Annotated in this window: 13 protein-coding genes; 7 read left to right on the top strand and 6 right to left on the bottom strand. The window is 38.5% G+C overall.

Going from position 1 to position 15,349, the window contains the following annotated elements:
- Positions 1 to 137: 137 nt before the first annotated feature.
- Positions 138 to 2,735: a type I DNA topoisomerase gene (gene topA / locus SB028_RS08925; protein WP_069369237.1), complete on the bottom strand. Its 2,598-nt coding sequence runs from the start codon at positions 2,733 to 2,735 to the stop codon at positions 138 to 140.
- 307 nt (positions 2,736 to 3,042) lie between these two features.
- Here topA and SB028_RS08920 point away from each other — a divergent pair, with 307 nt between their 5' ends.
- Positions 3,043 to 3,291, top strand: a complete 249-nt coding sequence (locus SB028_RS08920) for a YciN family protein (RefSeq protein ID WP_069369238.1) — start codon at positions 3,043 to 3,045, stop codon at positions 3,289 to 3,291.
- Between the two features lie 494 nt (positions 3,292 to 3,785).
- On the opposite strand, the gene sohB is transcribed toward SB028_RS08920, so the two are convergent.
- On the bottom strand, positions 3,786 to 4,832 hold the full coding sequence (gene sohB, locus SB028_RS08915) for a protease SohB (RefSeq protein ID WP_069369239.1): 1,047 nt from the start codon (positions 4,830 to 4,832) through the stop codon (positions 3,786 to 3,788).
- A 213-nt stretch (positions 4,833 to 5,045) separates the two neighbouring features.
- On the opposite strand from sohB, the gene SB028_RS08910 reads away from it, so the two are divergent.
- On the top strand, positions 5,046 to 5,807 hold the full coding sequence (locus tag SB028_RS08910) for a YciK family oxidoreductase (protein WP_171729951.1): 762 nt from the start codon (positions 5,046 to 5,048) through the stop codon (positions 5,805 to 5,807).
- A gap of 25 nt (positions 5,808 to 5,832) precedes the next feature.
- Positions 5,833 to 6,423 (top strand): cob(I)yrinic acid a,c-diamide adenosyltransferase, encoded by a 591-nt coding sequence (cobO, locus tag SB028_RS08905; protein WP_069369241.1) that lies wholly within the window; start codon positions 5,833 to 5,835, stop codon positions 6,421 to 6,423.
- Between the two features lie 45 nt (positions 6,424 to 6,468).
- Here the strand turns inward: cobO and SB028_RS08900 are convergent, their stop codons facing one another.
- The 4 genes from SB028_RS08900 to rnm form a co-directional block, all read right to left on the bottom strand.
- The gene (locus tag SB028_RS08900) at positions 6,469 to 7,416 is read right to left on the bottom strand and encodes a hypothetical protein (protein WP_069369242.1); all 948 of its coding nucleotides are present in this window, start codon (positions 7,414 to 7,416) and stop codon (positions 6,469 to 6,471) included.
- Positions 7,417 to 7,621: 205 nt separating this feature from the next.
- Complete coding sequence (gene rluB / locus SB028_RS08895) at positions 7,622 to 8,545, bottom strand: 23S rRNA pseudouridine(2605) synthase RluB (protein WP_069369243.1); 924 nt, start codon at positions 8,543 to 8,545, stop codon at positions 7,622 to 7,624.
- 426 nt (positions 8,546 to 8,971) lie between these two features.
- Positions 8,972 to 9,592: an L-threonylcarbamoyladenylate synthase gene (locus SB028_RS08890; RefSeq protein WP_069369244.1), complete on the bottom strand. Its 621-nt coding sequence runs from the start codon at positions 9,590 to 9,592 to the stop codon at positions 8,972 to 8,974.
- A 24-nt stretch (positions 9,593 to 9,616) separates the two neighbouring features.
- On the bottom strand, positions 9,617 to 10,477 hold the full coding sequence (gene rnm / locus SB028_RS08885; protein ID WP_069369245.1) for an RNase RNM: 861 nt from the start codon (positions 10,475 to 10,477) through the stop codon (positions 9,617 to 9,619).
- Positions 10,478 to 10,783: 306 nt separating this feature from the next.
- On the opposite strand from rnm, the gene SB028_RS08880 reads away from it, so the two are divergent.
- From SB028_RS08880 to trpCF, 4 genes are read left to right on the top strand one after another with little or no spacing between them, the layout of a single operon-like run.
- On the top strand, positions 10,784 to 12,361 hold the full coding sequence (locus tag SB028_RS08880) for an anthranilate synthase component 1 (RefSeq protein ID WP_069369246.1): 1,578 nt from the start codon (positions 10,784 to 10,786) through the stop codon (positions 12,359 to 12,361).
- Positions 12,361 to 12,954 (top strand): glutamine amidotransferase-related protein, encoded by a 594-nt coding sequence (locus SB028_RS08875; protein WP_069369247.1) that lies wholly within the window; start codon positions 12,361 to 12,363, stop codon positions 12,952 to 12,954. Before SB028_RS08880 ends, SB028_RS08875 begins: the two co-directional genes overlap by 1 nt.
- A gap of 1 nt (position 12,955) precedes the next feature.
- Entirely contained in the window at positions 12,956 to 13,954 is a 999-nt protein-coding gene (trpD, locus tag SB028_RS08870) for an anthranilate phosphoribosyltransferase (protein ID WP_069369248.1), read from the top strand.
- 4 nt (positions 13,955 to 13,958) lie between these two features.
- Positions 13,959 to 15,314 carry a bifunctional indole-3-glycerol-phosphate synthase TrpC/phosphoribosylanthranilate isomerase TrpF gene (gene trpCF, locus SB028_RS08865; RefSeq protein ID WP_069369249.1) on the top strand — a complete coding sequence of 452 codons (1,356 nt, stop codon included), beginning with the start codon at positions 13,959 to 13,961 and terminating at the stop codon, positions 15,312 to 15,314.
- The last annotated feature ends 35 nt before the right edge of the window (positions 15,315 to 15,349 follow it).

The following is a 15,349-nucleotide window of genomic DNA, read 5'->3' as shown; positions in this document are numbered from 1 at the left end:
TTAGCAAAGTAAGATATTAGACAAATAGAAATCAACCATTAATACTGTTTCAGTATATTTAATTAGCATACCTTCTTAATACAAAAAAGCGACTAACTCTCATTAGTCGCTTTTTTATTTATCACGTAATGCTCATGTTATTTGGTTTTTTCAACCCATTTACCATCAACATAGAATGCAGACCAACCTGTTGCTTTACCCTCTTTCTCTGAAGAAACATATTGCTGTTTTGTTTTACGACTAAAACGCACAATCGTTGGGTTTCCTTCAGGATCAGCCACCGGCGCTTCTGCTAAATAGCGCATTTTCTCTGCTAAACGATCTTTAAAGCGAACCAGTTCTTCCACTTTTGGTGCTCGCGTTTCTCTTGATTTAGGGAACGTATTTGCAGCTAAGAATACACCCGCCGCACCGTCTCGTAAGACAAAGTAAGCATCTGATTTTTCGCATAGCAATTCAGGAAGTGGAACGGGATCTTCCTTCGGTGGTGCAATTTCACCGCTTTTTAAGATTTTACGGGTATTTTTACAGTCATCATTAGTACATCCCATGTATTTACCAAAACGTCCCATTTTCAGGTGCATTTCAGAGCCACATTTATCGCACTCAATAACTGGACCTTCATAACCTTTTAAGCGGAATTCACCTTCTTCAACTTCATAACCATCACATGCAGGGTTATTACCACAAACATGTAACTTACGATGAGTATCAATCAGGTAACTGTCCATTGCAGTACCACATTTCGGGCAACGACGGCGCGCACGTAATGCATTAGTTTCTGCATCTTCACCCTCAAGAATATTTAATAATTCATCTTCAGGGATAAGGTTAATAGTTTGCTTACAACGCTCTTTAGGCGGTAAAGCATAACCTGAACAGCCTAAGAATACGCCGGTTGTCGCCGTTCTAATTCCCATATGACGAGAACAAGTTGGACATTCAATCGACGTGATCACCATTGGATTTGGTCGCATGCCACCTTCTTCCGGATCTTTTTCAGCGATCTCTAATTGCTGACTAAAATCGGTGAAGAACGCATCTAATACCGCTTTCCAGTTTTCTTCATTATTAGCAACATGGTCGAGGTGATCTTCCATCTGCGCCGTAAAATCGTAATTCATTAAATCGCTAAAATTCTCTTCTAAGCGATCTGTTACGATTTCACCCATTTTTTCTGCATAAAAACGACGGTTTTCAACTTTTACATAACCACGATCTTGAATAGTGGAGATGATAGATGCATAGGTTGAAGGACGACCAATACCCCGTTTTTCTAATTCTTTAACTAACGTAGCTTCACTAAAACGTGCTGGTGGCTTAGTAAAGTGCTGAGTAGGTTCTAACTCAGCTAAAGTCAGTTTTGCCCCTACATCAACTGCTGGTAGGGTTTTATCTTCATCTTTATTACGCATCGCTGGCATGACTTTCGTCCAACCTGCAAAACGTAAAGTACGACCTTTAGCACGTAATTTATAATCACCTGATTCGACTGTTAATGTCGTTGAATCGTATTTTGCGGGTGTCATTTGACAAGCCACAAATTGATTCCAAATCAGTTGATATAAACGTTTGGCATCGTTATCCATATCTTTTAAAGATTCTGCGATAACGTTGATATCAGAAGGACGGATAGCTTCGTGTGCTTCTTGAGAATTTTCTTTGCTTGAATAAACATTTGGCTCTTTCGGCAAATATTTAGCACCGAAATTCTCATTGATATAACCACGCGCCATTTGAATTGCATCCTGACTTAAGTTAGTTGAGTCAGTACGCATATAGGTTATATAACCCGCTTCATAAAGACGCTGAGCTAACATCATCGTCTTTTTCACACCAAAGCTTAAACGCGTACTTGCCGCTTGCTGTAAGGTGGATGTGATAAATGGAGCACTAGGTTTGCTTGATGTTGGTCTATCTTCACGATCTTTTACCGTAAAAATCGCATTTTGTAATGCATTTACCGCAACCTGTGTTTCATCGGATGAAACGGGATTGAAGGCTTTATCATTATAATGCGTGACTTCCATTCGCAATGGCTGTTCGTCAGGCGTTAACAGTGATGCATGTAATTGCCAATATTCTTCAGGAACAAAGGCTTTAATTTCACGCTCACGTTCAACTAAAAGACGCACAGCAACGGATTGTACACGACCCGCAGATAATCCACGAGCCACTTTTTTCCAAAGCAAAGGTGAAACCATATAGCCTACAACACGATCCATAAAGCGACGTGCTTGTTGCGCGTTAACGCGATCTATATTTAACTCACCAGGCGTTTGGAAAGCTTGTGTAATGGCATTTTTAGTGATCTCGTTAAAAACCACCCGACTAAATCGTTCATCATCGCCGCCGATAACTTCGCGTAAATGCCACGCGATAGCTTCTCCTTCGCGGTCAAGGTCCGTTGCGAGATAGACATGATCAGCTTTCTCAGCCAATGCTTTTAGTTCAGCCACAACTTTTTCTTTACCGGGTAGAATTTGATAGTTCGCATTCCATCCATTATAGGGATCAACTCCCATGCGGCTGACTAAGGCTGATTTCTCATCCTTTTTAACTTTTTTCACGCCTTTCGTGGCGGATGAGTTTTCGCTCTTCTGGCTGCCAGAACCACTCTTTGGCAAATCACGAATGTGACCCACGCTAGATTTAACAACGTAGTCATTGCCAAGATATTTATTGATCGTTTTGGCTTTAGCCGGGGACTCCACGATAACAAGAGCTTTACCCATAATTACCTTTACCTAATTAAACTTTGTTATGACGGTATCGTTTAATACCCTCAACTAAAAAAATGTTTAAAATCTCTTTTTTATATTGCGTTAGTTTTGCAATATATCAACCTGTTTTTATTCAAAGCTTTTGTTTAAGCTCAAAACTCATAACTTTTTTTGAGGTATTTTAATCACCTCTCTGCTTTGATCGGGCACAGGCAAATCATTGTTTGCTACATATAGAGTAGCTAAGCTTTTAAAAATGCCACACTCTACCTGATAAAAAGTGAGGCGCAACAAATTATTTTTCTAAGGAGCACATATTATGTCAACACAAACTACACCTATTACAACAGAGATGCTACTTGAAAAAGCGAATAAAATCATATGCGAACATGAAGATTATTTACAAGGTATGCGTGCTGATTCGGTAGAACAAAAAGGTAATGTCCTCGTATTTAAAGGTGAATTTTTTTTAGATGAACAAGGTTTACCCACTGCAAAAAGCACTGCTGCATTCAATATGTTTAAACATTTAGCTCATGTGTTATCTGATAAATACCATTTAGAATAAGTCACCTTCGTGAGCTTTTTTATTTATTCACTCAAGTCAATTAATTGACTCTTTATCGATAACAAAAAAGAGTGCTTGTTTGCCAGTTATTGCATTCATTGACATGCCAATAACTGGCATAACAAAATGAAAATAAAGAATAAAAATTCAATTTAATCATGCTACAAATTTTCTGTCCCATTTCAACATTCGATTACACTTACCTATTAATACAATCAGTAATATCAATTATTTTTATGTTCGATTTACCGCTATATTAAAGCCTCCTAGAAAGAGGAAATATTTACCCTGACGTTGTTATAAGTAATATCATTATTTTTTTGATTACCAGTGAAATTTTCACTGGTTTTTTTTTACCTTATCAAAATGAAAAGGTTTAAAAATAGAAAGTTAGAAGATTTATTGAGATGATTTAGGGATAATAAGTGGGTAAGAAAGGATGATATCAGCAATAATCATTATCACTGATATCATTTATTGTGTATTAACTGGGCTTATAGCAGCGGTTTCTTACTTCTTTGTACCCAGCGCATCATAAGTTTATCAATACTTTCCATTGCGCCACCGGTAACACGCTCAACCATTTTCTTTCTGGTAACATATTGGACAGCGAGGACTTCAAAATCATTAATATGATTGATCAACCAATCATCACTCACACCAACTTCATCAATTAAGCCTCTATTGAGTGCTTCTGAGCCATACCAATACTCACCCGTTGCAACGCTATCAATATCAAGTTGAGGGCGATATTTATGCACAAATGATTTAAACAATAGATGCGTTTCATTTAAATCTTGCTTAAATTTTTCACGACCTTCTTCAGTATTTTCACCTAATAAAGTCAATGTGCGTTTATATTCACCAGCTGTATGTAACTCAACATCAATATCATTTTTCTTTAGTAAACGGTGAATGTTAGGGATCTGAGCCACAACACCAATCGAACCAATAATCGCAAAGGGTGCAGCAACAATTTTATCTGCCACACATGCCATCATATATCCCCCACTCGCAGCCACTTTATCGACAACCGCCGTCAGTTTAATACCCTTTTCTTTTAAGCGTGTTAATTGCGCTGCGGCTAATCCATATCCGTGAACCATGCCTCCAGGGCTTTCTAAGCGCAGTAATACTTCATCACCGGCTTGTGCAACAGAAAGAATGGCACTGATTTCTTCACGTAATGCTCCTACTTCGTGGGCATCCATACTACCGTTAAAATCAAGCACATATAAACAAGGTTTTACAACGCCTTTTTTACCTTCTTTTGCATTGTTTTTACTCTGTTTATTCTCTTTTTTCTGCTGTTTTTTAAACGCTTTATACCAGACTTTTAATTCAGCATCGTCCATTTTTGCTTGTTGCATAACGCGCTGTTTTTCTTCGTAAGCTTCAGCAAGATCTGTGACTTTTAACGTCCCTTTACGATTTTGCTTTTTATTTCCAATCACAACAAAAAACAACACGATAGCGATAATCGCCACAACAACAGTGACAATTTCTGCTAAAAACAGTCCATATTGTAAAATATACTCCACAAAGACCTCTTTTTAAGGTTAATAACACTAACTAAAATCAATATGCCTAGTTTAACCAAATTCTGCTTTAGCGCCAGCAGCAAAGGCATGATTCTGCTTAATACAATAAAGAAAGTAACCACAAATTGTAAACAAAAAGTCAGACGAAACTGGTCGCTAGACAAATAAGACGTTACACTTTATTTACTTTTTACTAGACAGGATATCAATATGTTGCAATATCAACCCGATCATAGCGTGCTAAAAGATAAAATTATTCTAGTAACAGGTGCTGGTGATGGCATAGGAAAAGAAGCCGCACTGACTTATGCGCAATATGGCGCAACACTTATCTTATTAGGTCGTACTCTATCAAAACTTGAAGATGTTCAAGAAGAAATAATTACATCAGGTGGTCAACAACCTATGTTATATCCACTTGATCTACTTACAGCGACAGAGAACGATTTTCAGCAATTTGCGGATACTCTCGTTAAACGTTTCCCTCATCTTGATGGTGTGCTGCAAAATGCGGGTCTATTAGGTGTTGTTGAACCAATTATTAATCAACCAAGCAACCTTTGGCATGATGTTATGCAAGTTAACGTCAATGCGACATTTATGCTTACCAAAGCACTGTTACCTTTAATGCTCAAAGCTCCTCATGCAAGCCTTATCCTCACCACCTCGAGTGTCGGTCGCCAAGGTCGTTATGGCTGGGGAGCTTATTCGGTATCTAAATTCGCGACAGAAGGCTTAATGCAAGTACTTAACGAAGAATATAACGATAGTACCTTGCGTATTAACTGTATTAATCCTGGTGGCACACGTACCGCAATGCGAGCAAGTGCATTTCCAGAAGAAAATGCACAAAAATTGAAAACACCGAAAGATTTGATGCCTTTATATCTCTATTTAATGAGTGATGACAGTATTGACGTAAAAGGACAGTCTTTAGATGCACAACCTGGTCGTAAAGCGGGCCCTGCTGAATAATATAAGTTAAGTTTGAGGTAGCAAAATGAATGACGCACAACACCAAAAACGCCAACAACGTTTAAAAGAGAAAGTAGATACCCGAATTGAGCAAGCTCAGCAAGAACAAGGTGTTTTGATGATCTTTACAGGTAACGGTAAAGGAAAAACAACAGCAGCGATGGGAACAGCCACACGCGCTGTTGGTCATCAAAAAAAGGTCGGTGTTGTGCAGTTTATAAAAGGAACATGGGAAAACGGTGAACGTAACCTACTGGAACAATTCGGTGTACCATTTTATGTAATGGAAACCGGTTTTACTTGGGAAACACAAGATAAAAGCACGGATACAGCTGCCTGTTTAAATACTTGGCAATATGCACTCAAAATGCTTAATGACCCAGAATACGATCTCGTTATTCTCGATGAAATTACCTATATGATTAGCTTTAATTATTTGCCATTAGAAGAGGTTGTTTCAGCTATTGGCTCTCGTCCTTCTCATCAAAATGTCATTATTACAGGAAGAGGCTGTCATAGAAAATTAATCGAGTTAGCCGATACTGTGACAGAAATGCGTCCTATTAAACATGCTTTTGATAGTGGGATAAAAGCACAAAAAGGCATAGATTGGTAATAATCTCTTACCCGAGTCTCAATTAACTAAAAACTGAATAATTATTTATATTAAAGCAGGTTCGCTTAATATGCCTGCACCAAATATACGCCCTGTTTCATTTATTAATTTAAAGTAAGCTTCTTTATCATCAAATATATCATTTTGTATTTGTTGACTATAAACCATAGCCATTATCATTATATGAAAATGATATTCATTATAGTAGTTTTGCTTTTCATTCGGATCACGTGAAGCTAAATAGGAATTGGTGACTTTATAAATACTTTTAGCTTCTTTCAACAGTTCTCTGTTATTAAACTCAATATGACTCAATGTTGGAATAAAATCATCTGTCCGCGTGTTTCCATCATCTATCCAATTATATTTATCTTTTTCTTTATGTGCTTCCAATAAATTACGCCCTGAATAGACATGAATACCATATGGTTTCCTTGATATAAAATCTTGAAATTCAGTCTGTGAAAAACACTTAGTTAATACATTAATTCCCCCCTTATTACTCCAATCAGGTAAATAAGTTGGGATAGGTTCATTTAAAGGAACATCACAACGGAAAACATTATTATCAATAAATATCGCATCGGAGCTATTAATCGCCCCATGCACAAGCTGACCATCAATCCAAACAGAACGCATTGTTAAATACAAAGGCTCATTATCTTCTTTAGGAGAAAAATTAGAAGTAAAGCTGTAGTATACTTCCTTAGCTGGATTAATTATTCCTCCATGATTGCCAGAATAAATCATAAAGGTTTTCTTCTTCCCTTCAGCATCAACTAATACATGCTTCCCATTCTCTAATTTTATTTCTTTTACTTCACCGGTATTAAGCCAAAAAGAATTATTATCAATTTGAAAGACTAACGGTGTTGTTTTATTGTTACTAATATAAAACACGCCAGACTGTGAATTTAAATTAGTTCTTTGCTCACAACCCGCAGTAAGAGTAGTCGCACATAATATTGTTGTTAAATAAAAAGAACGATGCATATATCGCGTATACCTTATCGTAAAATATACAAATAAAATAAAATATTATTTTAATAAACGTGACTTCTCATTTCATCAATCCGTGCATCATAATTTTATTTATGGAAAAAAGAAAGCTATCAAAAAAAGAAGCACCCTATTCCGATAGGTGCTTCTTTATAAAAAATGATATTTTAATTTAAAATAATAAATAATTATTCGCTAATTACTTTTTATTTCCTGCTGATTGGCGACGACTTGAGGCTCTTTTGGCTGGTGATGTTGAAGTCCGTGTTGATAATTTAGTATGACGTTTAACCGCACGGCGGATCTGATTCGCTTTGATGCGACGCTGATCTTTTTCTACGGCAACTTTTGTTACTGTTTCGTCATTTAATTCAACTAGCTGACGTAAATAGTTGATTTGCTCTAATCCAAGCTCAACCCAGCCACCACGTGGTAATCCTTTCGGTAAATCAATATCACCGTAACGAACACGAATAAGGCGACTAACTTGAACACCAACCGCTTCCCACATACGACGGACTTCACGGTTACGCCCTTCTGTAAGAGACACGTTGTACCATTGGTTAATGCCTTCGCCACCGCGGTAAGAAACAGAACGGAATGAGGCAGGACCATCTTCTAATTGTACACCACGCGTTAATTGACGAATTTTTGCATCATCAATTTCACCAAACACACGGACAGCGTACTCACGCTCAACTTCACGGCTAGGATGCATTAAACGGTTAGCTAATTCACCGTCTGTTGTAAATAACAGTAATCCACTGGTGTTCACATCAAGACGACCCACAGCAATCCAGCGGGCACTATTAAGGCGAGGAAGACGTTGGAAAACCGTTGGACGACCTTGTGGATCACTGCGAGTACACAGTTCACCTTCAGGTTTGTAATAAGCAAGCACACGGCAGACATCTTTTTGTGCTTCACGAATATTTAGAATACGACCATCTAGGCGGATTTTTGCAGTAGTGGTGACATCAATACGATCACCTAATTTCGCTTTAGTACCATCAATGCTGATACGTCCTTCTTGAAGATAGCCTTCAATTTCACGACGCGAACCGTGACCAGAACGAGCAAGGATTTTTTGTAATTTTTCAGTGCGTTGCGATTTATCGCTCATGAAACAACCTCATGTGTCGCCTTCACAGGCGTCATAAAAATAGAATTATTTAAAAAATCAATTAGATAAAAACAACCCATATTTATTAAAAGGAAAATAAACATAGATTTATTGATTAAATAGCAAACAATGTTGATGCGCTTTCACATCAACATTGTGATAAATAGTGGCGATAAAATGATGTTGGCAAACTCTTAACAACTGATTAGCCGTTTGTCTGCAAATCGATTATGTTTAACGTTTAAAGTTTAGCGTTTAAATTCGCGTTGATATAACCGATTTCAAAAACAGACAGTGTAATGTTTTATCGCAACGGATAAATTTAACACAAGCGACAAATCCCTTCACCTTTTATCTCTTTATCGCGTGATAAATTTCTTCACTATCGAGTTGTTTACACTCAATTCAGTTTAGGCCGCTAAAGACTTACTGAAAGGGTGTAATATCACCCGTACCTTCACGTACAATAACGGGAGTATCTTCTGTTAAATCAATGACCGTTGTTGGTTTTTGTCCTAAATAACCACCATGGATCACCAAATCAACTTGTTTGCTTAATAAATCTTCGATTTCTTCTGGATCAGATTCAGCAAAATCATTTCCCGGTAAAATCAGGCTTGTTGACATTAATGGCTCGCCAATATTTTCTAACAATGCCAGTGCAATAGGATTAGAAGGAACACGTAAACCAATCGTTTTACGCTTATCATTCATCAAACGCTTTGGTACATCTTTAGTCGCTTTTAATATAAAAGTATAATTACCTGGCGTGTTATTTTTTATTAAACGAAACACGACATTATCCACATAGGCGTAATTAGCAATTTCTGATAAATCACGACACATCAGTGTAAAATTGTGATTTTTATCTAATTGGCGAATACGACAAATTCGCGTCATTGCCTCTTTATTTTCTAAACAGCAGCCAATAGCATAGCCAGAGTCTGTTGGATAAATGACCACACCGCCTTTGCGTAAAATATCAGCACTTTGTTCAATTAAACGAGCCTGCGGATTATCAGGGTGAATATAAAAAAGTTGGCTCATACATCCCTCAACGAATTTCTAATGTTACTCTTGCCATAGCGACCAAACTGGTTCTACACCGCTGGGTAACCATAAATTACGCCCTAATTCTATCCACGAACAAGGGCGATGAAAATCAGAACCTAACGAAGCTTTTAACCCATAAAGTTGCGCTAATGCTGCGTGTTGTTCCCGTTCTTGTGGTGGTTGTTGACATTGTGCCACTTCGATCGCATCACCACCAAGTTGTTTAAAATAAAGCGTTAAGCGTTTTAACCATTTAGAGGATAGACCATACCGTCCTGGATGCGCTAATACTGCAACACCACCAGCCTCATGGATCGCTGTGACAGCGTCACCGATTGAGCTCCACTGTGGGGGCACATAACCTGTTTTACCTTTTGCTAAATAGCGTTTAAAGACTTTATTAACCGAGGCAACATGCCCTTCATTTACGAGAAAGCGGGCAAAGTGTCCTCTTGTAACTTGTCCGCCATACGCTAAGGCCTTTGCCCCTTCAAATGCATTTGCAATACCCGCTTTTTCTAATCGTTCACCTATCATCATTGCACGTGTTTCACGGCATTGGCTTTGTGACGAAAGCAGTGTCTTCATGGCGTTATGGTTAATATCAATATTCAACCCAACGATATGGATTTCTATATTCTCCCATAAAGTCGATATTTCGACACCCGATATCAGGGTAAGAGGCAGATTTTTTTCTGCAATATAATCATTAGCAGGTGTAATCGCCGCCGTTGTATCGTGATCAGTAATCGCTAAGACATTAATTTGACGCTCTATCGCTCTCTCAACCAATTCTTCTGGTGAAAGCTCGCCATCTGACGCTGTAGTGTGGCTGTGCAAATCATAAATCACTCTTAAATCAGATAGCACTTCTGTCATCGCTTCTCCCTTTTCATCTTAGCAAGATAATAAATTTTAAAGAGTATGCCATAAAGTACTTGACGAACCTAACGCAATCCAGTTTACTAGTACACAACACGAGCTAGTCTATTAACTTATCATCTGTCGTTAGCTGTAAGGAGATTTTATGAATATCAATCAACATCTTATCGCTCTTTGGTGGCGCAATACTCTTTTATGGGCGGTTTGATCTCCTGCTTCACGTCAGTGATATCTAAAACCCGCCTACGCGGGTTTTTTTATGCACCAAAAACAGTTAAATAAAAATAATATAGAGCGATAATAATGAATACATCACTTGCATTCTCATTCAATACCAAGGCAACGCCACTGCCTTATCACAGCGAACCTGCTTTACTTTTCAATACATTATGTGAAAATAAACATCACACATTGTTGTTAGAGTCTGCACAAGTTGACACTAAAGCAAACTTAAAAAGTTTGTTAATTGTTGATAGTGCATTACGGATCAGTGCCGTAAAAAACCAAGTCACCATTGATGCATTAAGCGTTAATGGACAAGCTTTATTACCTGCTTTAAAAATCGCACTAAAAGAAAAAGCTATCTTAATGCAAGAGAGCGATAAACAGTGTGTTTTTACATTTTCAGCACCTGCACAAGATATTGATGAAGAAAGCAAATTAAAATCAGCCAGCGTATTTGATGCTTTACGCTTCTTTCTTGCTAACAAAGACACTAAAGAGGCTAATGCTATTTTTGTCGGTGGCTTATTTGCTTATGATTTAGTCAGTGGATTTGAACCTATTCCCGAATTAGACACGCTTTTTTCATGCCCTGACTACTGCTTTTACTTAGCAGAACAATTAATCGTGATCGACCATCAAAATAAAGATAGTCAACTCATTTCCATTGCTTTTACTGATGATGCAACCGAATCTCAGCGCCTCACTTTACGACAAACTGAGTTAATTTCTCTGGCTAAACAACCCTTAAAAAATCCTATTCGTCGCACGTTAACAGCCGCAGAATCAACAATACAAGGGAATATGGATGATAAAGGTTATGGTGATATCGTTGAGGCAATGAAAACCTATATTCGTCGTGGTGATATTTTTCAAGTTGTTCCATCACGTCGCTTTCAAGTTGCTTGCCCTTCACCTCTTGCCGCTTATCAAGTGTTGAAAGAGAAAAACCCAAGCCCCTATTTGTTTTATATGCAAGATGCTTTGTTCACGGTATTTGGGGCATCACCAGAAAGTGCATTGAAATATCAAACAAGTGATCGCCAAATTGAAATCTATCCAATCGCAGGAACTCGCCCAAGAGGACGTAACGCAGATGGTTCGATCAATGCGGATTTAGACAGCCGAATTGAACTTGAAATGCGCACTGATACGAAAGAGCTTTCTGAACATGTAATGTTAGTTGATTTAGCACGTAATGATTTAGCACGTATTTGCCAGGCGGGTAGCCGTTATGTCGCAGAATTAACAAAAGTTGATCGTTATGCTTTTGTCATGCACTTAGTCTCAAGAGTCGTAGGCAAATTACGTGATGACTTAGATATTTTTCATGCTTATCAAGCTTGTATGAATATGGGAACACTATCAGGCGCGCCTAAAGTCAGTGCAATGCAATTGATTGCTCGTTACGAAAAAACAAAACGTGGCAGTTATGGTGGTGCTATCGGCTATTTTACTGGCGCTGGCGATTTCGATACTTGCATAGTTATTCGTTCTGCTTATGTTGAAAATAATATTGCAACTATTCAAGTGGGTGCTGGAATTGTGCTTGATTCAGATCCTCAAATGGAAGCTGAAGAGACACGCAATAAATCACAAGCTGTCATCAACGCTATTTTACAAGCTCATACTGATACCCCATTTCAGGAGGCTTGCTAATGGCGACTATCTTACTACTCGATAATATCGACTCATTTACGTATAACCTTGTCGATCAATTACGTGCTCTTGGCAATAACGTTGTGATTTATCGCAATAGCGTCTCTGCTGAGTTTATTGAACAAAAATTACGTGAACTTGATAACCCGATCTTACTGTTATCTCCCGGACCAGGCGCTCCCTCACAAGCAGGTTGTATGCCTGAACTGTTAAAACGTGTATTAGGTACATTACCTGTAATTGGTATTTGCTTAGGTCATCAAGCCATTATTGAGGCATACGGTGGCAAAGTTTCTTCATGTGGAGAGATCTTACATGGCAAAGCGACATTAGCGGAACACGATAACAGTGAAATGTTTATGCATTTACCTCATCCTTTACCTGTTGCTCGTTATCATTCACTGTCAGGAGAACACATTCCAGAACAGCTCATTATTAATGCTTGGTGCGATAACACGGTTATGGCGGTGCGTCACCGTCAACATAAAACGTGTGGTTTTCAATTTCACCCAGAATCAATTTTAACCACAAAAGGCGCACAACTTTTAGAACAAACCATCGCATGGGCATTAACTCCTAAAGGAGACGCATAAAATGGAAACTATCTTCAATAAATTATTTAGTGCACAGCAGTTAACATTAGAAGAAAGCCAAACACTGTTTAGTGCCATTATTCGCGGTGAGTTAACCGAATCACAATTAGCGGCTGTTTTGATCAGCATGAAAATGCGTGGTGAACATCCTCAAGAAATCGCAGGGGCGGCACGTGCATTACTTGAAAATGCACAACCGTTTCCTCGCCCTGATTACACGTTTTGCGACATTGTTGGCACTGGAGGAGATGGTGCCAATAGTATCAATATTTCAACAGCAAGCGCGTTTGTGGCGGCTGAAGTCGGTATCAAAGTTGCAAAACATGGTAATCGTAGCGTATCCAGTCGTTCGGGCTCTTCTGATTTATTAGCTGCATTTGGTATTCCTTTAGACAGAAGTGCTGATGATGCGCGCCAATTACTGGATGAAGTGGGTTTATGCTTTTTATTTGCACCTCAGTATCACAGTGGTTTTCGTTTTGCCGCCCCCGTTCGCCAACAACTAAAAACACGTACATTATTTAATGTATTGGGTCCTTTGATTAATCCTGCTCGCCCGCCATTAGCATTAATTGGTGTGTATAGCCCAGAATTATTGATGCCTATTGCAGATACATTGAATGTTTTAGGTTATGAGCGTGCTGCTGTTGTTCACAGTGGTGGAATGGATGAAGTTTCACTACATGCACCGACGCAAGTCGCTGAATTACGTAATGGTCGCATTACACGTTATGAACTGACACCCAGTGATTTTGGTCTTCGCCCTTGTGCTATTACTGATTTAAAAGGGGGGACACCAGAAGTAAACCGTCAATTATTAGCCGATTTACTTCAAGGTGAAGGAAAAAGAGCACATACCGAATCTGTTGCAGCTAATGTCGCTTTATTAATGCGTTTACATGGGCAAGAAGATTTAAAAATGAATACTGAAGTTGCTATGCACGCCATTTATAGCGGTAAAGCAATAAATCGTGTAACAGCATTAGCCGCGAGAGGATAAGAGTATGACTGTATTAAACGCCATCGTAAAAGATAAAGCTGAATATTTAATTGCACGTAAAGCGAATCAACCATTATCAGAATTTGTTCACCAAATAGTGCCATCAACACGCTCGTTTTATCAGGCATTAACACAGCCTAATACTGTTTTTATTTTAGAGTGTAAAAAAGCTTCACCGTCAAAAGGCTTAATTCGTGCTGATTTTGATCCCGCTACGATTGCAAAAATTTATCAACCTTATGCTGCTGCAATTTCGGTATTGACTGATGAAAAATATTTTCAAGGAAGCTTTGATTATTTACGTCAAGTCAGCCAAGCCGTACATCAACCTGTTTTGTGCAAAGATTTTATTATTGATGAATACCAAATCTATTTAGCGCGTTTTTATCAAGCGGATGCCATTTTACTCATGCTCTCTGTCTTAAATGATGAGCAATATCGCGCACTATCAGCCGTTGCTCATCAATTAAATATGGGGGTATTAACCGAAGTCAGCACCGAAGAAGAGCGCCAGCGTGCCATTAATCTCAATGCCAAAGTTATTGGTATTAATAATCGTGATTTACGTGATCTCTCTATCGATTTAGCGCGTACTCGGCAGTTAAGCCAAGGATTACCTCAAGATGCAATCGTGATCAGTGAGTCAGGTATTCACACCCACCAGCAAGTTCAAGAATTAAGCCAATATGCTAACGGTTTTCTGGTAGGTAGTGCCTTAATGTCACAAGACAATATTGACCAAGCGGTGAGAGCGCTCGTTCTGGGAAAGCATAAAGTGTGCGGATTGACTCGCACACAAGATGTAGAAGCGGTTTATCAAGCGGGTGCGTATTATGCGGGGTTAATTTTTGCAGAGAAATCCCCTCGAAAAGTGACGATGTCACAAGCACAAACGTTGATAACACAAGCTCCTTTAGCATTTGTCGGGGTTTTTCAAAACCAACCTATTGAGCTTATTTGTGACTATGCTGAAAAACTTAATTTATCTGCTATTCAGTTACATGGGCAAGAAGATGCACAATTTATTGAGCAACTTCACCAAAGAATTCAACCAAATTGTGAAATTTGGCAAGCAATAAATATGGCGAACCACACTGATATCCTCCCCGTTTCACACGTTAATAAATATGTACTTGATAACGGAACGGGAGGCACAGGAACAACATTTGATTGGCAAAAAATTCCTAATACATTACGTGAAAAAGCGTTACTTGCAGGCGGTCTTAACAGTGAAAACTGCCTAGATGCGATGAAAACAGGCTGTATCGGACTTGATTTTAACTCTGGAGTTGAATCGGCGCCGGGCATAAAAGATGCACAACGTCTGAAGCAAGTATTTGCACAATTACAGCTAAATTAAATTTCACAAAGAAAAAATTTTAAACAGGATGACAT

It is taken from the genome of Proteus vulgaris (assembly GCF_033708015.1).
Classification (GTDB): Bacteria; Pseudomonadota; Gammaproteobacteria; order Enterobacterales; family Enterobacteriaceae; genus Proteus.
This window is presented reverse-complemented; position numbering and strand designations above follow the sequence as displayed.